Source organism: Streptomyces sp. NPDC046821 (assembly GCF_040645335.1).
Classification (GTDB): domain Bacteria; phylum Actinomycetota; class Actinomycetes; order Streptomycetales; family Streptomycetaceae; genus Streptomyces.
In genome coordinates, this window is record NZ_JBEYYB010000009.1 from 91,337 (window position 1) to 112,811 (window position 21,475).

The following is a 21,475-nucleotide window of genomic DNA, read 5'->3' on the forward strand; positions in this document are numbered from 1 at the left end:
TGCCGAATTCCTTTACGCCGAAGGGGAGTCGGGATCGGCCAGCGGAAGTCGGGCCGCGACGCGGAAGCCTCCCCCGGGCAGCGGTCCCACGTCGAGTGTGCCGCCGACCAACCGTACGCGCTCGTGCATCCCCACAAGGCCGTGTCCGGTGCCCGTCGTCTCCACGGGTGACGTGTGCTCGCCCGCCGGACCGTTGACCACGATCACCAGAAGGGAGTCCTCGTCCATGGAGACGGAGATCTGGGTCCGGGCTCCTGGGGCGTGCCGCACGACATTGGCCAGTGCTTCCTGCACGATCCGGTACGCGGACAGATCCACCGCGGGCGGCAGGTCCGTCAGCTGACCGACGAGCGTCAGCTCAGGCATCGACAACTCCGCCGGGACACCGCCCCGCACCGTGGCCTCCACCAGTTGCTGAAGCCGGTCGAGACCCGGCTGAGGAGCGCGCTCGCCACCCGGAGCATCCTCGCTGCGGAGCACAGCGAGCAGCCGTCGCATTTCACTGAGCGACTCCCGGGCGCCCGCCGCGATCGAGCCGAACTCCTCGCGTGCTTCGGGCGTCAGGCCTTGCAACCGGTACGGAGCGGAGTCCGCCTGCACCGTGATCACGGACATGTGATGCGCCACGACATCATGCAACTCCCGTGCGATACGGGTGCGTTCCTCGAGGAGCGTGCGCCGGGAACGCTCGGCCTCGTTGATCGTCTCCTGTTCGACGAGTCTGCGCTGTGCCTCACCGCGCTCGCGCAGCAGTCTCCCGAGCAGCAGCACCCCACCGCTGAGCACGACCATGAGCACCGTCGTGTCCTGACTGCCCGCGGGCCGGAACACGTCGAGGACGAGTCCGGACGCAACCGTGACCAGCCAGACCCCCAGGACCGCGCGTCTGCTCTCCCGCACGGACAGGGCGACGCACAGGACCAGATATCCCACGATGACCATGGGCGTCCAGGGCACGGCACGCGGGGACGCCGACCCCAGGGCGACGATCGCTCCCGCGATGTCCGCGACGATCACGATGCCCCAGGCGAGCAGCGGCCGGCTGACGGCGAGCAACAAGGGAGCGGACTGCGCGACTCCCAGCGCGCCGGCGAGCGCACCGGAGATCCCGTAATCGTTCGACAGGACCTCGGTGGTGACAGGGATCAGTGTGGCGACGAAGCCCAACGCGATCACGTAAGGAACCAGCCGCACCCAACCCCTCGACGAGCGGGAGAGCAGAGGCTCGGCCGGTCCCGCCGAAGCGGAGAGGGAGGCCCCGGCGGCCCGCAGCCCGCTGACGACAGCGGCGTACGCACGTCGGCGTCCTTCCCGTGGCGCGGCCTTGCCGTCCGGCGGGAGGGGTTCCTGATCGGGTGGAGTCGATGTGGCGCTCATGGCCCGAACAGCGTAGGCAACGACCACTCGCGCCGTCGTCGTACCGAGGAGCTCACCTCACCCCGTACCCAGGTATGACACGAATCCCGTTCCCTGCGCCCGCCGCCGAAGCCGAACCGGCCTCTGGCCGCGTGGCCCGCAACCACGACAGCAACCGCAGCCGCGCCCGGAGCCCCGACAACCGAGCGCCGAACCCCCTACAGCTCCGCGAGCAGCTCGGCCTTCTTCGTCGTGAACTCGGCGTCCGTGACCAGGCCCGCCTGGTGCAGCTCGCCGAGGTGGCGGATGCGGTCGGCGATGTCGGAGGGGTCACGCCGGGCGGGGGAGGGCGCGGACACAGGCACGGCCGAGCCGGTGGCTCGTACCGCGGCGAGGACCGACGCGGCGAACGGCAGCGACTCGTGCACCGGCCCGTACCCGAGCCCGAAGATCACGGCGGCCGGATCCTGGTCGGCCTGGGCGGGCTGCTCGGACGCGTCGCGGCGCAGCAGCCGCAGATGGCCCTCGAAGACCTCCGGCGAGCGCCATTCGACGCCGCTCAGCTCCGCCACGGAAAAGGTCTTGTCGCCGGCCTTCCACTTTGCGGACGACGCCCCCGTCCAGAACCACCGGAAGGCCACCGACTTCCCGTCGAACGTCGCCTTCGCGTCGTAGGCCTTGAAGCGCAGCGGCGCCTCGGGCGGCGACACCAGGTAGTGGGCCGGCGGTATGCCGTCGTCCAGGGTCGTCACGGCGCGCAGCTCGTCCGCGTAGTACTCGGCGAGCGTTTCCCGCTCGGCGGGCAGCACGAGCCGGTAGGGGTCGGAGACGTCCTTGAGCTGTCCCGCGGCAGCGTCCATCAGGGGATCGGCGCCAGGTCTCGGCACCACGCGCAGAACGACGGTTCCGCGCCTCCCGGGAGTGAGTGTCACCGCCGCGATCGCCTCATGGGGAATGCGGCGCTCACCGAGTGCCTGCAGCAGCTTCGGCGTGCGGATTCCCCGTTCGAAGCGGATGAGCACGGAGTCGGACCCGAACTCCCAGGCGGCATGAAATCCGGCCAGTACGTCACCCATGCGGCTCATCGTATGCGGCACGCGCCCCTCCGTCCCCTTTGCGTCGTGCCCCTGTTCCGCCGATTTCTACGCGCGTCAGGCCGAGGTGCCGCCGGAAGATCCGTCACGGCAGGTGTCGTGTCCATGCGCGCATTGCAGGTCGCCGTACGAACCGACGCCGATGTCGGCGAAGTTGCGGAGGCTCTCCGTGCCCGGCTCGAAGTAGCCGGTGTGGCCGTGGGCGCCCGCCGCCGAGAGGACCCGGGCGCCGAACCCGCGGGAGACCGGGTCGGCACCGTGGCCGAGCCCGCCGACCTCCAGGTGCGGCACGTCCTGAATCCAGTCGTCGGGGTCCCGCATCGCCCACACGCGCGCGTCGGTGCCCAGTTTCGAGGCCTTCTCGGCGCGCATCCCGGGGCTGCCGGCCACCGCTATGTCACTCACCCGCGGGGGCAGCTTGCGCGCGGCGACACCGCACACCACGGAGCCGTAGCTGTGGCAGTACAGGGCGACGGACGAGCGTCCCGGCAGCGCGCGCACGAGGGAGTTGAGCCGGATGGCGCCTTCCTCGGCGCGCATCGCGGTGGCCGCGTCGACGCCGAGGCCCGCAGGTGCCGTGTAGTCGGCCCAGGCGATGACCGCGGTCTTCGCGCCGGGCTTGGCCGAGTGCTCCTCCTTGTACAGGGAGCGAGCCATTCCGACGGGCGCCGTGTACTGGCGGGCGGTGCGCTCGAACGTCAGCACAGTGGTGTCGACACCGGGCACCACGACGGAGACACGCTGAGCCGTGCCCAGGTCTCCGAAGACCTCGGCCACGCGGCCGGAACCCTCGGGGTCGAACGCGAGGATCTTGCGGTCCGGGTTCATCAGGGACGTGTACCGGTTCACATGCTGGGCGGCGTCGAGCTGTCCCGCGGTGGTGAGCCGGTTGTCGTGCGTGCTCTTCTCTGCCACTTCGCGCGCCTGGCCGAGGGCGATGCGGTTGGCGCGGTAGCGCAGTTCGACCGGGGCGCCGTTCATGTTGCCGACGGCGAGCGGGTAGCGGGTCGCGAGTTCGTTGCGCTGCTGACCGGTGAGCGAGGCGAAGAAGTGCGCGAGGCGGGTGGGCGGAGCGTCAGGGTCCGGCAGGGCGCGACCGTTGAGGTCGCCGTGGTGCCAGGCCGTGACGGCGGCGTCGAGCGGCGAGGTGACGCCCTTGTGGCGCACGGCTGTCCAGCCGGTGGTCGCCAGCATGACGAACACGACGGCCAGAGCGAGCAGGGCGCGCCAGACGCTGAGTTGCGGGGAGGAGTCGAAGGAAGTCACTGCGGGACACCCTAGGAGAACGACAGGCCAACCCGCGAAACGCGTGAGGCAGATCACGCCCCTGAGGGGTCAATTGGGGCAAATAGGGCGAGGCTTGAGAACTGTCATCACTCTACGTAGGCGCCGATCGCGCTCAGAGCGCGCACGCGCGTACGGTCCGTCACTCCTTGCGCCACTTTCCGGCCAACACTGGCCCCAGTTGGTCGAGATACGACTCGGTGACCGCGCGGATCGACTCCACGCTGATGTCCTCTCCCGCGCCCCACAGTCGCCCGGCCAGGCGCATCACGCCACTGAACGCGGCCACGGTCACGCGCGGGCGGGGGTCCGTCTCCACGTCGAGCCCCTCGCGTTCGGCGATCACGCGGGCGACCTGCTCCTCCAGTTCCGTGGAGCGGCGCAGGTGGGCGGCGATCAAGGAGGGGGTCGATTCGATCATCTGATAGGTGCGCATGTGGAGTTCGACCGGAACGACCTCCTCGATGGACTCACCGAGGGTGTCCCATGCACAGAGCACGGCGCCGCGCAGGGCCTCGAACGGGCCCTCCGTAGGGGGGCGTTCGCGCAGGATGGTGATGAAGCGCGACTCCACCATGTCCTGGACCGCGAACGCGGTCTCTTCCTTGCTCGTGAAGTACCGGAAGAAAGTGCGCTGCGACACATCGACGGCCTCGGCGATCTCGTCGACCGTCGTGCGGTCGTATCCCTTGGTCGTGAAGAGTTCGAGTGCGGAGTGCAGAAGAGCGTCACGGGTGCGCTGCTTCTTGCGTTCCCGCAGCCCGGAACCCGCTTCCCGCGACTTCACCCTGCGCCCCTCTTTTGCCCGTTTGTCCAGCTCAGCTTACCTGTGAGCGACATGACAGTTACCGACTTGTGAATTGCTTTGTCAACTGTCAGTCGCTGTCACTAGCCTCGGGTGCATGACTAGTCAGATCACGCTCGACAAGGCGGACCGGGCTCCGGAGCCCGCGTCGGCTCCGGCCAAAGGGCTGCGCGGCCACCCCTGGCTGACGCTGTTCTCCGTCGCGATCGGCGTGATGATGGTCGCCCTCGACGGCACCATCGTCGCCATCGCCAACCCGGCCATCCAGAAGGAGCTCGACGCGAGCTTCGCCGACGTGCAATGGATCACCAACGGCTACTTCCTCGCCCTCGCGGTCACGCTGATCACCGCGGGCAAGCTCGGCGACCGGTTCGGCCACCGGCAGACCTTCCTCATCGGCGTGGTCGGCTTCGCGGCGGCCTCGGGAGCCATCGGCCTCTCGGACAGCATCGCTCTGGTGGTTACCTTCCGGGTGTTCCAGGGCCTCTTCGGTGCGCTCCTGATGCCGGCGGCGCTCGGTCTCCTGCGGGCCACCTTCCCGGCCGAGAAGCTGAACATGGCGATCGGCATCTGGGGCATGGTCATCGGTGCCTCGACCGCAGGCGGCCCGATCCTCGGCGGGCTCCTCGTCCAGCACGTCAGCTGGCAGTCGGTCTTCTTCATCAATGTGCCGGTCGGCGTCATCGCGCTCGTCCTGGGGCTCTTCATCCTCAAGGACCACCGCGCCGAGAACGCGCCGCGGTCCTTCGACGTCCTCGGCATCGTGCTGCTCTCCGGCGCGATGTTCTGCCTCGTCTGGGCGCTCATCAAGGCCCCGACGTGGGGCTGGGGCGACGACATGACCTGGACGTTCCTCGCGGCCTCCGTGCTCTGCTTCGCGTTCTTCGCGATCTGGGAGACGCGCGTCAAGGAGCCGCTGATTCCGCTGGCTCTGTTCCGCTCCGTGCCCTTGTCGGCCGGTGTGATCCTCATGGTGCTCATGGCCATCGCCTTCATGGGCGGCCTCTTCTTCGTGACGTTCTACCTGCAGAACGTGCACGGGATGAGCCCCGTCGACAGCGGACTGCACCTCTTGCCGCTGACCGGAATGATGATCGTGGGCTCGCCGCTGGCCGGCGCGATGATCACGAAGGTCGGCCCGCGCATCCCGCTCGCCGGCGGCATGGCGCTCACGGCGGTCGCCATGTACGGCATGTCCACGTTGGAGGCGGGCACGGGCAGCGGCGTCATGTCGCTGTGGTTCGCGCTCCTCGGTCTGGGCCTCGCCCCCGTGATGGTCGGCGCCACGGAGGTCATCGTGGGCAACGCCCCGATGGAGCTCTCCGGCGTCGCGGGCGGCCTCCAGCAGGCCGCGATGCAGATCGGAGGCAGCCTCGGGACGGCTGTGCTCGGTGCCGTGATGGCCTCGAAGGTCGACAACGACCTCGGGGGCAACTGGACCGCCGCCCAGCTTCCCCCGCTCACGCCCTCCCAGCTGGACAAAGCGTCCGAGGCGGTGCAGGTCGGCGTGGCGCCGGTCGCGAAGGGCACCCCGGGGGTGCTCGCCGAGAAGATCACCGCTGTCGCGCACGACACCTTCATCTCCGGCATGAGCCTGGCGTGCCTGGTCGCCACGGGCGTCGCCGTCGTGGCGGTCCTCGTCGCGCTGCTGACCAAGCGCGGGGAGAACGCCGAAGCGGGCGCGGGAGCCGCGCACATCTAGCCCCTCGGGGTAACCCCTAGGCCGCCCCCCATACGACCGCGAACCCACCCCGAAATGCCCTCAGGGAAATCCTGGGGGCATTTCGCTTATCCGGGTGATCCGATCCGTCAGCCCTTCCCGCCTGCTCGTCGAGCGGTCCAGAGTGGCGACAAGTGACCAGCACGACACGGGGGTTGATCGATATGGGTACGAGGATGCGCGCCGCGATGGGGATGACGCTGCCGCTGACGGCCGTGGCGGCACTGGCGGCCGTCCTGCTGACGCCGGCTCATGCGGGGGCGACGGCCCCGCCGACCGGCGGCGACTGCTCGGCGGGGGAGCTGTGTCTGTGGGAGGGGTCCGGCTTCGAGGGGAAGCGGCACGTGTACGAGCTGTCCGGGACCGATATCGAGAGCTGCGTGGCGCTGCCGGAGGGGGTCAGCGCACAGGCTCTCGCCAATCGCACCGGACGGCCCGTCACGGCCTACCAGTCCGCCGAGTGCGCCGAGACAGGGGAGTTCCAGACCTACCCGGGCAGTGGCACGTGGGCGCCCCAATCCCCGTACAAGGTACGGGCGTTCAAGGTCTGGGAGCGCTGACATGAAACGAAGCGAGGCGCGGTGCGGCCTCCGTGGCCGCACCGCACCTCGAACCTCTACGACAGTCCAGGCAGGACCCCTACGCGTCGCCGCCCGCCGCGCCAGGATCGGCCGCTGTGACATCCAGGAGCTGGTAGCGGTCGATCGCCTGCTTCAGGACCGAGCGGTCGACCTTGCCCTCACGGGCCAGCTCCGTGAGCACGCCCACCACGATCGACTGGGCGTCGATGTGGAAGAAGCGACGGGCCGCGCCCCGCGTGTCCGCGAAGCCGAAGCCGTCCGCGCCGAGCGACTGGTACGTGCCCGGTACCCAGCGGGAGATCTGGTCGGGCACCGTCCGCATCCAGTCCGAGACCGCGACGAACGGACCCGCCGAGCCGGACAGCTTCTGCGTGATGTACGGGACGCGCTGGTCCTCCTCGGGGTGCAGCAGGTTGTGCCGCTCCACCTCGACGGCCTCACGGCGCAGTTCGTTCCACGAGGTCGCCGACCAGACGTCCGCCTTGACGTTCCACTCCGAGGCGAGGATCTGCTGCGCCTCCAGGGCCCACGGCACCGCCACGCCCGAGGCGATGATCTGCGCCGGGATGGCGCCCGACGTGCCCGCGCTGTAGCGGTGGATGCCCTTGAGGATGCCCTCGACATCGACGTCGGCGGGCTCGGCCGGGTGCTGGATCGGCTCGTTGTAGACGGTGAGGTAGTAGAAGATGTCCTCGCCGTGCGGGTGCTCGGCGGTCGCGCCGTACATCCGCCGCAGACCGTCCTGGACGATGTACGCGATCTCGAAGCCGAAGGCCGGGTCGTAGGCGACACAGCCCGGGTTGGTCGAGGCGAGCAACTGCGAGTGCCCGTCAGCGTGTTGCAGACCCTCACCGGTCAGGGTCGTGCGGCCGGCGGTCGCGCCCAGGACGAAACCGCGCGCCAACTGGTCCGACATCTGCCAGAACTGGTCGCCGGTGCGCTGGAAACCGAACATCGAGTAGAAGACGTAGACCGGGATCAGCGGCTCACCATGCGTGGCGTACGCCGAACCCGCGGCGATCAGCGACGCCGTACAGCCCGCCTCCGAGATGCCGTCGTGCAGCATCTGGCCCGTCGGCGACTCCTTGTACGCGAGCAGCAGGTCACGGTCGACGGACTCGTACTGCTGGCCGAGCGGGTTGTAGATCTTCGCGCTCGGGAAGAACGAGTCCATGCCGAACGTGCGGTACTCGTCCGGCGCGATCAGCACGAAACGCTTGCCGATCTCCTTGTCCCGCATGAGGTCCTTGAGCAGCCGGACGAACGCCATCGTCGTGGCGATCGCCTGCTGACCGGAACCCTTCTTCACGTTCGCGTACGTCTTGTCCTCGGGGAGCCGCAGCGGCTTCGACCGCACGACGCGGGTCGGCATGTAGCCGCCCAGCGCCAGCCTGCGGTCGTGCATGTACTGGATCTCCTCCGTGTCGCGGCCCGGGTGGTAGTACGGCGGCACGCCGTCCTCGAGCTGCTTGTCGGAGATCGGCAGGTGCAGCCGGTCACGGAAGGCCTTCAGGTCGGAGACCGTCAGCTTCTTCATCTGGTGGGTCGCGTTGCGGCCCTCGAAGTTCGGGCCGAGCGTCCAGCCCTTGACCGTCTGCGCCAGGATGACCGTCGGCTGGCCCTTGTGCTCCTTGGCCGCCGTGAACGCCGCGAAGATCTTCTTGTGGTCGTGCCCGCCGCGACCCAGGTGCAGGATCTGGTCGTCGGTCATGTTCTCGACCATCGCGCGCAGCCGGTGGTCACCACCGAAGAAGTGGTCACGGATGTACGACCCGGGTTCGGTCGCGTACGTCTGGAACTGGCCGTCGGGCGTGATGTTCAGCTTGTTCACCAGGACGCCGTCGCGGTCCTGCGCGAGCAGCGGGTCCCAACTCCGGTCCCAGACCAGCTTGATGACGTTCCAGCCGGCGCCGCGGAACTGGGACTCCAGCTCCTGGATGATCTTGCCGTTGCCGCGCACCGGGCCGTCGAGGCGCTGCAGGTTGCAGTTCACGACGAAGGTCAGGTTGTCCAGGCCCTCACGGGCCGCGATCGACAGCTGGCCGAGCGACTCGGGCTCGTCCATCTCGCCGTCGCCGAGGAACGCCCAGACATGCGAGTCCGAGGTGTCCGCGATGCCGCGGGCCTGGATGTAGCGGTTCATCCGCGCCTGGAAGATCGCACCGAGCGGGCCGAGGCCCATCGAGACGGTGGGGAACTCCCAGAAGTCCGGCATCAGTCGCGGGTGCGGATACGACGACAGGCCGTAGGGCGCCTTCGACTTCTCCTGACGGAAGGCGTCGAGCTGGTTCTCGGTGAGCCGGTCCAGGAGGTAAGCGCGGGCGTAGATGCCCGGCGACGCGTGGCCCTGGAAGAAGATCTGGTCGCCGCCCCGCCCGTCGTCCTTGCCCCGGAAGAAGTGGTTGAAGCCCACGTCGTACAGCGAGGCGGAGGACGCGAAGGTCGCGATGTGACCGCCGACCCCGATACCGGGGCGCTGGGCGCGGGACACCATCACCGCGGCGTTCCAGCGGGTCGCGTTCAGGACCTTGCGCTCGATCTCCTCGTTGCCGGGGAAGAACGGCTCGTCCCTGGTGGCGATCGTGTTGATGTAGTCGGTGCTGCGCATCTCGGGCACGGCCACGCGCTTCTCGCGGGCGCGCTCGATCAGTCGGAGCATCAGGTAGCGGGCCCGCTCCCGCCCGCGCTCGTCGACGGCGGCGTCGAGGGAGTCGAGCCATTCCTGGGTCTCTTCAGGATCGAAGTCCGGGACCTGGCTGGGAAGGCCGCCAATGATGATCGGATTGCGATCGGATCCGGAAGCCACGCTGTTCCTTCACTGTCGGTCGAGCACGGTCGGTCGAGATGTGCAATTGGAGGTGCAGGTGGGGGCTGTGCCGCTCCCCATCGTGTACCTCAAGAGGACAATCGTCATCTGTACCGGGAGGTAATCGGAGTGATTCTCCGGGGTTCCCCGGACGGGTGCTGCCAAATCGCAACGATACGCTCATGTGGTTCGCCCGTTCCGTGAGGCCGTTCGGCCGAGACGGACGACGATCGTCCACGGGGTGGGCAAATCCGGCAGATCGGTGTGGCATACCTCACCGGCCTGCGGGGATCCTTGACAGGAGATGCGGTGAGACCGCCTGGAACGTCACCGTTTCGGCGGTCTCGGGGGCCGGGTACTTGCGCGATCCGCCCCGCCCGTGTGGACTACGGCCAACGCTTCGCGCACGCGCGAAGCCCCGGACAACTTCGTAAACATGATCAGGAGGCAATCCGTGAGCGCGACCGCGGACCACGCGGAGGAGCGGACCAACCTTGCCGCGAGGCTGGGTTTCCAGCCCGAGGAGGTGGTCCAGGAGATCGGCTTCGACGACGACGTCGACCAGGAGCTCCGCGAGTCCATTGAGGAAGTCATCGGCAGCGAGCTCGTCGACGAGGACTACGACGACGTCGCTGACGCGGTGGTGCTGTGGTTCCGCGAGGACGACGGCGATCTGACGGACGCGTTGGTAGACGCCAGCCAGCTGGTCGACGACGGTGCCCCTGTCTGGCTGCTGACCCCCAAGACGGGGCGCGACGGCTACGTGGAGCCGAGCGACATCAACGAAGCGGCACAGACTGCCGGTCTCTCGCAGACCAAGAGCATCAACGCGGGCAAGGACTGGGCGGGCAGCCGTCTCGTCACGCCGAAGGCAGCCGCCAAGAAGCGCTAGCCGACGGAAGACCCCAGCAGACACACCGTGAGGCCCCTGTCGACGCATGACGCGTCGACAGGGGCCTCACGCGTGCACGCGGCCGGCCCGCCACCGCTCCGGGTGCCCGTGCGCCCGGTCCGTGCGTCCAGTGAGGGGGCGCGACCCCCTGACGCGCGGCCCCTGACACGTGGCGTCGCGCTCTGGATCTAGGCTGGGCATCACCCGAAAGGCCCCACGGAAGGAAAGCTTGACCATGACGATCGAGGTCGGCACGAAGGCTCCGGATTTCGAGCTCAAGACGCAGCACGGTGAGACCGTGCGGCTCTCGGACTTCCGCGGCGAGAAGAACGTGGTGCTGCTCTTCTACCCCTTCGCCTTCACCGGCGTCTGCACCGGCGAGCTGTGCGCCCTGCGCGACGAGCTGCCCAAGTTCGTCAACGACGACGTGCAGCTGCTCGCCGTTTCGAACGACTCGCCGTTCAGCCTGCGCGTCTTCGCCGAGCAGGAGGGCCTGGAGTACCCGCTGCTGTCCGACTTCTGGCCGCACGGCGAGGCCTCGCGCGCGTACGGCGTGTTCGACGAGGAGAAGGGCTGCGCGGTGCGCGGCACCTTCATCATCGACAAGGAGGGCGTGGTGCGCTGGACCGTAGTGAACGGTCTGCCCGACGCCCGCGACCTGAACGAGTACGTCAAGGCGATCGACGCCCTCTGACCCTCAGGGGTCACCGGGACGGCTCTGCGCATCTCTCAGGGACATCTCGGGGATGACACCCTGGGATTCTTCGGGTGCGGAGCCTGTGGCCGCCGGGAACCGGTCACTAGGATCCAGACGTTGATCCGATACCAATGCACGACGGGGCTCCCCGCCCCCGACACCAATGGGAGGACTCGTGGGAGTCAGCCTCAGCAAGGGCGGCAACGTATCGCTGACCAAGGAGGCTCCTGGCCTGACCGCGGTCATCGTCGGCCTCGGGTGGGATGTCCGTACCACCACGGGTACGGACTTCGACCTTGACGCCAGCGCCATCCTGACGAACGCGGAGGGCAAGGTCAGCAATGACGCCAACTTCGTGTTCTTCAACAACCTGAAGAGCCCGGACGGCTCGGTCGAGCACACCGGCGACAACATCACGGGTGAAGGCGAGGGTGACGACGAGCAGATCAAGATCAACCTCGCCGGCGTCCCGGCCGATGTGGACAAGATCGTGTTCCCGGTCTCCATCTACGACGCCGAGAACCGCCAGCAGTCGTTCGGCCAGGTGCGCAACGCGTTCATCCGCGTCGTGAACCAGGCGGGCGAGACGGAGATCGCCCGGTACGACCTCTCCGAGGACGCCTCGACCGAGACCGCCATGGTCTTCGGCGAGCTGTACCGCAACGGCGCGGAGTGGAAGTTCCGCGCCATCGGCCAGGGCTACGCCTCGGGCTTGCGCGGCATCGCGCAGGACTTCGGCGTCAACGTCTGAGCCGAGCAGATTGACCAGTCCGGCGCCGCACCCGTGTGCGGCGCCGGACGCGCTCGACAACTCAAGCGACATCAACTCGGGGAGGATCACGATCATGGGCGTCACGCTCGCCAAGGGGGGCAATGTCTCCCTCTCCAAGGCCGCACCGAACCTCACGCAGGTGCTGATCGGGCTCGGTTGGGACGCGCGTTCCACCACCGGCGCCGACTTCGACCTCGACGCCAGCGCGCTGCTGTGCAAGGACGGCCGGGTGCTCGGCGACGAGTGGTTCATCTTCTACAACCAGCTCACGAGCCCCGACGGTTCCGTCCAGCACACCGGCGACAACCTCACGGGTGAGGGCGAGGGTGACGACGAGTCGATCATTATCGACCTGACCAAGGTGCCGGCCTACTGCGACAAGATCGTCTTTCCGGTGTCGATCCATGACGCGGACAACAGAGGCCAGACGTTCGGCCAGGTCAGCAACGCCTTCATCCGCGTGGTGAACCAGGCGGACGGCCAGGAGCTCGCGCGCTACGACCTGAGCGAGGACGCCTCGACCGAGACCGCGATGATCTTCGGTGAGGTGTACCGGTACGGCGGGGAATGGAAGTTCCGGGCCGTGGGACAGGGGTACGCGTCCGGCTTGCGTGGCATCGCTCTAGACTTCGGGGTCAATGTTTCGTAAAGCCGTGCGCGGAGCGGGGGAGCCCCGTCCAACCGGCGCGGGGAGACCCGTACTCACCTGATGGGGTAGCCAGTGGTTTTGAAAACCTTCGGCTGGTCGTTCGCAATCACTGCGCTCGGCCTGGTCGCGGCGGTGTTCTACGACGGATGGACAGCACTCGGGGTCGTCGCGATCCTCGCCGTCCTCGAGATCTCGCTGTCCTTCGACAACGCGGTGGTCAACGCCGGAATCCTGAAGAAGATGAATGCCTTCTGGCAGAAGATCTTCCTCACGGTCGGTGTCCTGATCGCCGTCTTCGGTATGCGCCTGGTCTTCCCCGTCGTGATCGTCGCGATCAGCGCGAAGCTCGGCCCCATCGAGGCGGTCGACCTCGCGTTCAACCAGCCCGACCGTTACCAGCAGCTGGTCACGGACGCACACCCCTCGATCGCCGCCTTCGGTGGCATGTTCCTGCTGATGATCTTCCTCGACTTCATCTTCGAGGAGCGTGACATCCAGTGGCTGCGCTGGATCGAGCGGCCGCTGGCCAAGCTCGGCAAGGTCGACATGCTCTCGGTCTGCATCGCGCTGATCGCCCTGCTCATCGCCTCGGTGACCGTCGCGACCCAGGCCCACCAGCACGGCGGTGTGCACGTCGACAAGTCGGCGACCGTTCTCCTCTCCGGCGTCGCCGGCCTGATCACGTACCTGATCGTCGGTGGCCTCTCCGGCTTCTTCGAGAACCGGCTCGAGGAAGACGAGGAGCGCGAGCACGAGGAGGAGGAAGAGGCCAAGCGGACCGGCAAGAAGAAGCCCGCCATCGTCCTCGCGGGCCAGGCCGCCTTCTTCATGTTCCTCTACCTCGAGGTCCTGGACGCGTCGTTCTCCTTCGACGGTGTCATCGGCGCCTTCGCCATCACCAACGACATCGTGCTGATGGCGCTCGGCCTCGGCATCGGTGCCATGTACGTCCGTTCGCTCACGGTCTACCTGGTCCGCCAGGGCACCCTGGACGACTACGTGTACCTGGAGCATGGCGCGCACTACGCGATCGGCGCCCTCGCCGTGATCCTGCTGGTCACGATCCAGTACGAGATCAACGAGATCATCACCGGCCTCGTCGGTGTCGTGCTGATCGCCTGGTCGTTCTTCTCGTCCGTCCGCCGCAACCAGAAGCTGGCGGCCGCGGAGGGAAAAGTGACAGCCTCGGGCGACAAGGCTGAGGTTTCGTCCGGGGTCTGACCCTCGAACACGCCGAGCGGGGCGGCCGGGCGAGGAGAGATCCTCCCCGGCCGCCCCGTCTGCGTATCCGGCATCCTGGGCATGAACTCAGCAAAGACAGGTCTACGCAGGACACTTGGGGGCGAAATGTCCTTCTGGGACGGACTGTTCCGGGGGCGCGCGGCAGAGTTCGATTCGGGCAGTGCCGCGTCCAACTCGATCGAACTCACCAAGCGGCACCCGGTCGTCTCGCTCTCCAAACAAGGGGCGGCGACCGGAAATCTGCGCATCAACCTGTCCTGGCGGATGCGCACATCGGACATAGGTGGCCCCGAGCGCGAGAGCGTGCTGCGGCACCCCTTCAAGCTGTTCAAGCCGGATGTGGTGCAGGCCCATACGCAGAGCATGGTCAATGTGGACCTGGACCTCGGCTGCCTGTACGAGCTGACCGACGGCGAGAAGGGTGTCGTACAGCCGCTCGGTAATTACCTCGGGGCGCTCAACGCGCCGCCGTACGTGAAGCTCAGCGGGGACGACCGCTTCGGCTCGGCGTCGGGGGAGACGATCTACGTCAATCTCGACCACCGCGAGTCCATCAAGCGACTGCTCGTGTTCGTCTACATCTACGACCAGACACCCGCGTTCGACCGTACGCACGCTCACGTCACGCTCTTCCCGAGCAACGGCCCGCGCGTCGAGATCAGCCTCGAGGAGCGCGCCCCGCAGGCCCGCTCCTGCGCGGTCGTCACGATCGAGAACGTCAAGGGCGAACTGGTCGTGAGACGCGAGGTGAAGTTCGTGTACGGCTTCCAGGCCGAGCTGGACCGGCTGTACGGGTGGGGCCTGCAGTGGGGCCGGGGGTACAAGTCCAAGGTCGGGGAGCGCTGACGCCGTGCGCCGGCTCCCCTAATGGTTCCCCCCGGTTCCGCCCTACTGCGAAATGAACTGCGGCCCTTGCGGCGGCAGGGCGAAGTTCGGGTCGGGCGGTGACTGTACGGGCTGCGGGTAGCCGTACGCGGGCTGCGTAGTGGGCACCGGCATGGCGATCGGCGCGGGCTGCGTGGGCGCCGCGGGCGGATACCCGTACGCCGGCTGAGGCGCGGCGTGAGGCGCCGTCTGGGCCAGCGAGGCGGCGGCCGGCTGCGGGGCGTGCCCTGTCCCGTAAGGGGACGGAGAAGGCGGCTGCTGCGGAGGCGGCGGGAACGACGTCTCGGGGCTCGGCGGCGGGAACGACGCCTGCGGGCCGGGCGAGGTGAAGGGCGGCTCCGGTTCCGGCATCGGGCCGGGCGGAGGCGGCGTCAGGCCCGGCTCCGGTTCCGATTCGTCCACCGAGATGCCGAAGTCGGTGGCGAGGCCGACCAGCCCGTTCGAGTACCCCTCGCCGAGGGCGCGGAACTTCCAGCCCTCGCCGCGCCGGTACAGCTCGCCGCAGATCAGGGCCGTCTCGGCGCCCGTCTCCGGCTTCACGTCGAAGTGGGCCAGCGGCTCGCCGTCCGCCGCCGACGCGTCGTACAGCAGGATCCGCAGGGCGGGGACGCGGTCGAAGGAGACGTCGTCCGCCGAGGCCACGATGAGGACCCGGCCGAACTCTGAGCCGAGGCCCGCGACGTCGGCCTGGATCGTGTCGGTGAGCCCGTCGGCGGCGCGCTTCTTGCCGAGGCGCCAGACCTTGCCCGACGGGTGCCGGGGCTGGTTGTAGAAGACGAAGTCCTCGTCGGACCGCACACGGCCGTCGGGGCCGAGGAGCAGTGCGGAGGCGTCGACGTCGGGCACGCCGGGCCCGGAGGTCCACCGCAGTACGGCGCGGACCGCCGTGGCTTCGAGCGGGACGTTCGACCCCTTCAGCATCGCGTGCGTCATGCGGTCATCCTGCCTTCCCTGTCCTGGCCAGGACAACGCGGGGGCCCGACGCGTCGGGGGTCGGATGGCAAGGTGGACATGGGTGGGTTACCTGAATTTCATGCCACGTGGGAACTCTTGACATGGGTTTTTACGTACTATTACCGGCCACATAATGTCGGCCGGACCGGCAGTACGGGGGAAGTTCCATGCGTCATTTCGGGCATATCGAACCGGAGGTGCGGCAGCGCCTCTTTCATCGCGAACCAGGTGACTTCACCGCGGATTCGCCGCCCCGGATGCTCGCGGCGGCTCTCGGGGCGACGCTCTACAGCCCGGCCACGCGGCCGCGCCTCGCCGACGACGTCCTCAAGCAGGCCGGACGTGGCGTCGTCTCGATGGTGCTGTGCCTGGAGGACTCGATTGACGACGCCGAGGTCGTGGACGCTGAGGAGAACCTGGTCCGCCAGTTCACCGACCTGGCGGCCCGGCCCGACGCGCGGCCGCCGCTGCTGTTCGTCCGCGTCCGCACCCCGGAGCAGATCACCGATCTCGTCCGCCGCCTCGGCTCCGCCGTGCGGCTGCTGTCCGGATTCGTGCTGCCGAAGTTCACCGAGGAGCGGGGCATTCCGTTCCTGGAGGCGCTCGCCGCCGCCGAAGCGGCCGTCGGGCGGCGCCTCTTCGCGATGCCCGTCCTGGAGTCGCCCGAACTCATGCACCTGGAGACGCGCGGCGACACGCTTGCCGGGATCGCCCGCGCCGTCGACAAGTACCGCGACCGGGTCCTGGCCCTGCGCCTCGGCGTGACCGACTTCTGCTCCGCGTACGGGCTGCGCAGGCCGCCGGACATGACCGCGTACGACGTCCAGATAGTGGCCTCCGTCATCGGTGACGTGGTCAATCTGCTCGGCCGCGCCGACGGTACGGGCTTCACTGTGACCGGGCCCGTGTGGGAGTACTTCCGCCACCAGGAGCGCATGTTCAAGCCGCAGCTGCGGCGCAGCCCCTTCCAGGAGGGCCGGGCCGTCGAGCTGCGCCAGGCCCTCATCGAGCACGACATGGACGGCCTGCTGCGCGAGATCGAGCTGGACCGGGCCAACGGCCTGCTCGGCAAGACCTGCATCCACCCGTCGCACGTCATGCCGGTGCACGCGCTGTCCGTGGTCAGTCACGAGGAGTACGGCGACGCTCAGGACATCCTGCGGCCCGAGCGGGGCGGTGGCGGCGTCCTCAGATCCGCGTACACGAACAAGATGAACGAGGTGAAGCCGCATCGGGCCTGGGCCGAGCGGACCCTCCAGCGGGCCGAGGTGTTCGGGGTGGCGCGTGAAGACGTCGGCTTCGTGGAGCTGCTCACGGCGGGGTTGCCGGCGTGACGGGGCGCTGCCGCTGGGCGCCGAGACGGTGGTGGGCGTGAGTGTGGCGGCGCCGGGTGCCAGGGGGAGTGCCGGGCGCGGCGGACACCCGAGCGGTGATCAGCACAGAAGCCAGTACCGGCGCCCAAGTCGTGATGCGCGCGAGCGCCAGATGAGCTCGAGAACCATAAGAACGCAAGGGTCATGATGAATACGAGGAAAAGGGGCGAAGTGGTCTGGTCGGGGACATGGGTCGCGGAGCGGCTCGGCGTCGAGCTCGTCGGTGACGAGGCGCTGGCCGGGCTGCTCGGTCTCGCCCTGCGCCGCAACCCCAAGCGGGCCCACCTGCTCGTGTCGAACGTCCTCGGCAAGCACGTGCCCCAGTCGCCCGACGTCGTCTGGCGCGCCGGATACGACCTCGGACTGCGCGTGCGCGAACTGCTGGGCGAGGCGGAGACGCGGCGGGCCGTCGTCCTCGGGTACGCCGAGACGGCGACCGGACTCGGGCACTCCGTAGCCGACGGAGTGGGCCTCGCGCCCTACCTACACTCGACGCGGCGCCCGGTCGCCGGAGTGGCGCGCGCCGGCGGCTTCGAGGAGTCCCACTCGCACGCCACCTCGCACCTCCTGCTGCCCGAGGACCCCCGCCTCCTCGCCGGCGACGGAGCGCTCGTCCTCGTCGACGACGAGTTCTCCACGGGCAACACGGTCCTCAACACGATCCGCGCCCTGCACGAGCGCTACCCCCGCGAGCGCTACGTCATCGTCGCCCTCGTCGACATGCGCACGCCCGACGACCGCGGCCGCCTGGCCGACTTCGCCCGTGAGATCGGCGCCCGCGTCGACCTCGTCGCGGCGGCGTCCGGCACGGTCGCGCTCCCCGACGACGTTCTCGCCAAGGGGCAGGCGCTCGTGGCCCACCACGAATCCCTGACCACGACACCCGCGCCGCGCGCCGAACCGGGCCTGGTGACCCGCGTGGACCTCGAATGGCCCGCGAACGTCCCCGACGGTGGGCGGCACGGTTTCACGCCGGAGCACCGCGCGGCGCTCGACGCGGCGCTGCCCGGCATGGCCGCGCGCCTCACCCGGGCCCTCAGCCCGGCCCCTACCCCGACCCTCACTCAGTCCCTCACCAGCCCCCGCCGCGTGCTCGTCCTCGGCTTCGAAGAGCTGATGTACGCGCCGCTCGCCCTGGCCCGCGAGGTCGAGAAGGTCACGGAGGCGGAGGTGCGGTACTCGACGACGACCCGGTCCCCGGTGCTCGCCGTCGACGACCCCGGTTACGCGATCCGTACCCGCCTCGTCTTCCCCGCCCACGACGACCCGGCCGACGGCCCCGGCGAGCGCTACGCGTACAACGTCGCGGGTGGCGACTTCGACGCGATCGTCGCCGTCGTCGACTCCACGGCCGACACACCTCAACTGCACGCCCCCGACGGCCTCCTCGCCCGCCTCGCCGAGCACACCGGGCACGTACTGCTCGCCGTCGTGCCGTCGTACGTCCCGGTAGGGGCCGGCCCGCACGCGGGTGCCCCCGAGGGGTCGTACGCCCAGGACGAGGCCGACCCCTACGTGGCTGTCCCCGAAAGGCTCCTCATGCGCGACTCGCTCCCCGAGCCCCTTCGCGGGCCCGCCTTCTCCTCCTACGCGCCCGACGAGGTCGGCTGGCTGCTCCAGGACCTGTCGGACGTCGCGCTCGAGGCGCCCACCGAGGAGCGCGAGGAGGCGATACAGGCCGGCGGCGCGCACTACGCCGAGTCGCTGCCCGTCGAGTACCAGCCGAGCGCCGAGTACCAGGCGCTGTTCCAGTCCGCCCTCGACGTCTCGGCCGCGCGCATCGCGCAGGCCGTGGGCGTCGTGACGGACACCGTGCTCGCCGAGCGGTCCCCGCGGCCCGTACTCGTCTCGCTCGCCCGCGCGGGGACGCCCGTCGGCGTGCTGATGCGCCGCTGGGCCAAGGCGCGACGCGGCCTCGACCTGCCGCACTACGCCGTCTCGATCGTGCGCGGCCGGGGCATCGACGCGAACGCACTGCGCTGGCTCGCCGCCCATCACGACCCGGCCGACGTCGTCTTCGTCGACGGCTGGACCGGCAAGGGCGCGATCACCCGCGAACTGGCGGAAGCACTCAAGGCCTTCCAGCGGGAAGAGGGAGGACCCGGATTCAACCCGGAGATCGCGGTGCTCGCCGACCCGGGTTCCTGCGTGCGCACGTACGGCACGCGCGAGGACTTCCTCATCCCCTCCGCCTGCCTCAACTCCACGGTGTCCGGGCTGATATCGCGGACGGTCCTGCGCGCGGACCTCGTCGGGCCGAACGACTTCCACGGCGGCAAGTTCTACCGCGAGCTCGCGGGCGCGGACGTCTCGACCCACTTCCTCGACACCGTCGAGGCCCGTTTCGACGAGGTCGCCGACGCGGTGGACCTGCAGGTCAAGGAGGTTCTGTCCGCCGACCGCACGCCGACCTGGGAGGGCTGGGCGGCCGTCGAACGGATCAGTGAAGAGTACGAGATCCACGACGTGAACCTCGTGAAGCCTGGTGTCGGCGAGACGACCCGGGTGCTCCTGCGCCGCGTCCCGTGGAAGATCCTCGCCCGCGCGGGCGCCGGCGCGGACCTCGACCACGTACGGCTGCTCGCCGAGCAGCGCGGGGTCCCGGTCGAGGAGGTCGCCGAACTCCCGTACACGTGTGTGGGGTTGATCCATCCCAAGTACACGCGGGGCGCCACCGGCGCGGACGGCAAGGCGGTGGCCGCGAAGTGAGCGCGACACCCGTCACCCTCGTCGCCAGCGACCTGGACCGCACCCTGATCTACTCGGCCGCCGCCCTCGGCCTGACCATGCCCGACCCCGAGGCCCCACGCCTCCTGTGCGTCGAGGTCTACGAGGGCAAGCCCCTGTCCTACGTCACCGAGACCGCGGCCGAACTCCTGGACGACCTCGGCCGCGACGCCGTCTTCGTCCCGACGACCACGCGTACGCGCGAGCAGTACGGCCGCATTCAACTCCCTGGTCCGGCGCCGCGGTTCGCGATCTGCGCCAACGGTGGGCATCTGCTGGTGGACGGGGTGTCCGACCCGGAGTGGCGCGCGGCGGTCGGTGAGCGGATCGCCGCGAAGTGTGCGCCGCTGGACGAGGTGCGGGCGCATCTGGCGCGGACGGCGGACCCGGCGTGGCTCCTCAAGGAACGCGTGGCCGAGGACCTGTTCGCGTACCTCGTGGTCGAACGGGCCTTGCTGCCCGAGGGCTGGGTCAAGGAACTCGCCGTCTGGGCGGAGAGCCGCGGCTGGACGGTCTCGCTCCAGGGCCGCAAGATCTACGCCGTACCGAAGCCGCTCACGAAGAGCGCGGCCATGCGCGAGGTGGCCCGCCGCACGGGCGCGGACCTGTGCCTCGCGGCGGGCGACTCCCTGCTCGACGCGGACCTGCTCACGGCGGCGGATCGGGCCTGGCGGCCCGGGCATGGGGAATTGGCGGACGTGGGGTGGGCGGCGCCGCATGTCACGGCGCTGGAGGCCAGGGGAGTTGCGGCGGGGGAGATGATCGTGCGGGAGCTGGTGGGGGTGGTGCGGGGGAGGACGGGCTGAGGGTTCGGGGGCTCGAGGGTGTGCCGGCGGGGCGTAGGGCTTGGGGGAGTCGTCGCCGGGCCGCTGGGGCGGGGGATCGGAGTGGCCCCGCCGGGATGTTGAGCCTGGGGTAGCGCGTGTGGCGCTTGAGCCGATGGGTTTCTGAGGCCGAGGGCGAGGGCCCGGGGCTGTGTCTTAGAGGGGGCGCTGCCTGGGGGGTGGGGCCGCAAATCACCGCGTGGCCTTCGGGCCTGGGGCCGAGCACGAGAAGTGGGGCATCGGGTTCCGAGGGCTACCAGGAGCCACGTAATCGGCGTTGCGTCTTGGGTCGCATTTGCGAGGGACCGGGCGGCCGGAATCGCCGGCGCGTTATCGGGCCCGGGGGCCAGATGTCAGGCCCGGGTACCCGTAACCGGGCACCCGGGGCCGAGGGTTCGGCCCTCCGAGGGACCGACCGGCGGTCAGCCGCAGGATCGGCGGTCAGCCGCAGCAGCCTCCGCCGCAGCACCCACCGCCGCCTCCGCCACCGGCGGACGGCGTCGGCGCGGACGACGTGGCCGTGCCGCCGACGGCGACCGTGCTCAGGAGCTTCACCGTGTCGGCGTGACCGGCGGGGCAGTCCGCCGGGGCCGAGGACTCGGCCATGGGGCGGCTCAGTTCAAAGGTGTCGCCGCAGGTCCGGCAGCGGTACTCGTAGCGTGGCATGGGCACAGATTACTGGCGCGGGCCTGGTCCGGGTATGCCCCGAGCCCGCTCCGCGAACCGGTGACCTCGCCCGGACGCGCCGGCGGCCCTGGCCTCTGGCGAGCCGGCGGCGCCGCAACAGGGCCGGGCCGGTGACCTCACACCGGCG

The 21,475-nt window shown here is 69.3% G+C and carries 18 protein-coding genes; 11 read left to right on the forward strand and 7 right to left on the reverse strand.

Annotated features, from left to right (window positions below):
- Nucleotides 1-12: 12 nt before the first annotated feature.
- From ABZ893_RS19330 to ABZ893_RS19345, 4 genes are all read right to left on the reverse strand, one after another.
- Nucleotides 13-1,377, reverse strand: coding sequence for a sensor histidine kinase (locus ABZ893_RS19330; protein ID WP_361404821.1), 1,365 nt, complete (start codon nucleotides 1,375-1,377; stop codon nucleotides 13-15).
- A gap of 197 nt (nucleotides 1,378-1,574) precedes the next feature.
- Nucleotides 1,575-2,432, reverse strand: coding sequence for a DUF4429 domain-containing protein (locus tag ABZ893_RS19335; protein WP_361404823.1), 858 nt, complete (start codon nucleotides 2,430-2,432; stop codon nucleotides 1,575-1,577).
- Nucleotides 2,433-2,507: 75 nt separating this feature from the next.
- Nucleotides 2,508-3,716, reverse strand: a complete 1,209-nt coding sequence (locus ABZ893_RS19340; protein ID WP_361404826.1) for an alpha/beta hydrolase — start codon at nucleotides 3,714-3,716, stop codon at nucleotides 2,508-2,510.
- Between the two features lie 160 nt (nucleotides 3,717-3,876).
- Nucleotides 3,877-4,521, reverse strand: coding sequence for a TetR family transcriptional regulator (locus tag ABZ893_RS19345; protein ID WP_361404829.1), 645 nt, complete (start codon nucleotides 4,519-4,521; stop codon nucleotides 3,877-3,879).
- A 115-nt stretch (nucleotides 4,522-4,636) separates the two neighbouring features.
- Here ABZ893_RS19345 and ABZ893_RS19350 point away from each other — a divergent pair, with 115 nt between their 5' ends.
- Entirely contained in the window at nucleotides 4,637-6,241 is a 1,605-nt protein-coding gene (locus ABZ893_RS19350; RefSeq protein ID WP_361404832.1) for an MFS transporter, read from the forward strand.
- A 206-nt stretch (nucleotides 6,242-6,447) separates the two neighbouring features.
- On the forward strand, nucleotides 6,448-6,819 hold the full coding sequence (locus tag ABZ893_RS19355; RefSeq protein ID WP_361405765.1) for a peptidase inhibitor family I36 protein: 372 nt from the start codon (nucleotides 6,448-6,450) through the stop codon (nucleotides 6,817-6,819).
- A 79-nt stretch (nucleotides 6,820-6,898) separates the two neighbouring features.
- Here the strand turns inward: ABZ893_RS19355 and aceE are convergent, their stop codons facing one another.
- Nucleotides 6,899-9,646, reverse strand: a complete 2,748-nt coding sequence (gene aceE / locus ABZ893_RS19360; RefSeq protein ID WP_361404836.1) for a pyruvate dehydrogenase (acetyl-transferring), homodimeric type — start codon at nucleotides 9,644-9,646, stop codon at nucleotides 6,899-6,901.
- Nucleotides 9,647-10,100: 454 nt separating this feature from the next.
- Between aceE and ABZ893_RS19365 the strand changes: the two genes are divergently transcribed.
- From ABZ893_RS19365 to ABZ893_RS19390, 6 genes are all read left to right on the forward strand, one after another.
- Complete coding sequence (locus ABZ893_RS19365) at nucleotides 10,101-10,538, forward strand: DUF3052 domain-containing protein (protein ID WP_361404839.1); 438 nt, start codon at nucleotides 10,101-10,103, stop codon at nucleotides 10,536-10,538.
- A gap of 235 nt (nucleotides 10,539-10,773) precedes the next feature.
- Entirely contained in the window at nucleotides 10,774-11,232 is a 459-nt protein-coding gene (locus ABZ893_RS19370; RefSeq protein ID WP_361404842.1) for a peroxiredoxin, read from the forward strand.
- A gap of 178 nt (nucleotides 11,233-11,410) precedes the next feature.
- Nucleotides 11,411-11,986, forward strand: a complete 576-nt coding sequence (locus tag ABZ893_RS19375; RefSeq protein ID WP_361404845.1) for a TerD family protein — start codon at nucleotides 11,411-11,413, stop codon at nucleotides 11,984-11,986.
- Nucleotides 11,987-12,080: 94 nt separating this feature from the next.
- A complete protein-coding gene (locus tag ABZ893_RS19380; protein ID WP_361404848.1) occupies nucleotides 12,081-12,656 on the forward strand; it encodes a TerD family protein in 576 nt (191 codons plus the stop codon).
- Between the two features lie 72 nt (nucleotides 12,657-12,728).
- Nucleotides 12,729-13,877 carry a DUF475 domain-containing protein gene (locus tag ABZ893_RS19385; RefSeq protein ID WP_361404851.1) on the forward strand — a complete coding sequence of 383 codons (1,149 nt, stop codon included), beginning with the start codon at nucleotides 12,729-12,731 and terminating at the stop codon, nucleotides 13,875-13,877.
- Between the two features lie 126 nt (nucleotides 13,878-14,003).
- Nucleotides 14,004-14,744 carry a Tellurium resistance gene (locus ABZ893_RS19390; protein ID WP_361404854.1) on the forward strand — a complete coding sequence of 247 codons (741 nt, stop codon included), beginning with the start codon at nucleotides 14,004-14,006 and terminating at the stop codon, nucleotides 14,742-14,744.
- A 42-nt stretch (nucleotides 14,745-14,786) separates the two neighbouring features.
- Here the strand turns inward: ABZ893_RS19390 and ABZ893_RS19395 are convergent, their stop codons facing one another.
- The gene (locus tag ABZ893_RS19395; RefSeq protein ID WP_361404857.1) at nucleotides 14,787-15,716 is read right to left on the reverse strand and encodes a TerD family protein; all 930 of its coding nucleotides are present in this window, start codon (nucleotides 15,714-15,716) and stop codon (nucleotides 14,787-14,789) included.
- A gap of 188 nt (nucleotides 15,717-15,904) precedes the next feature.
- Between ABZ893_RS19395 and ABZ893_RS19400 the strand changes: the two genes are divergently transcribed.
- The 3 genes from ABZ893_RS19400 (at nucleotide 15,905) to ABZ893_RS19410 (ending at nucleotide 20,643) form a co-directional block, all read left to right on the forward strand.
- Nucleotides 15,905-17,071, forward strand: coding sequence for an HpcH/HpaI aldolase/citrate lyase family protein (locus tag ABZ893_RS19400; protein ID WP_361404860.1), 1,167 nt, complete (start codon nucleotides 15,905-15,907; stop codon nucleotides 17,069-17,071).
- 183 nt (nucleotides 17,072-17,254) lie between these two features.
- Complete coding sequence (locus tag ABZ893_RS19405) at nucleotides 17,255-19,819, forward strand: phosphoribosyltransferase (RefSeq protein ID WP_361404863.1); 2,565 nt, start codon at nucleotides 17,255-17,257, stop codon at nucleotides 19,817-19,819.
- A 77-nt stretch (nucleotides 19,820-19,896) separates the two neighbouring features.
- Entirely contained in the window at nucleotides 19,897-20,643 is a 747-nt protein-coding gene (locus ABZ893_RS19410) for an HAD family hydrolase (protein WP_361405768.1), read from the forward strand.
- 459 nt (nucleotides 20,644-21,102) lie between these two features.
- Here the strand turns inward: ABZ893_RS19410 and ABZ893_RS19415 are convergent, their stop codons facing one another.
- Entirely contained in the window at nucleotides 21,103-21,327 is a 225-nt protein-coding gene (locus ABZ893_RS19415) for a zinc ribbon domain-containing protein (protein WP_361404866.1), read from the reverse strand.
- Nucleotides 21,328-21,475: the final 148 nt, after the last annotated feature.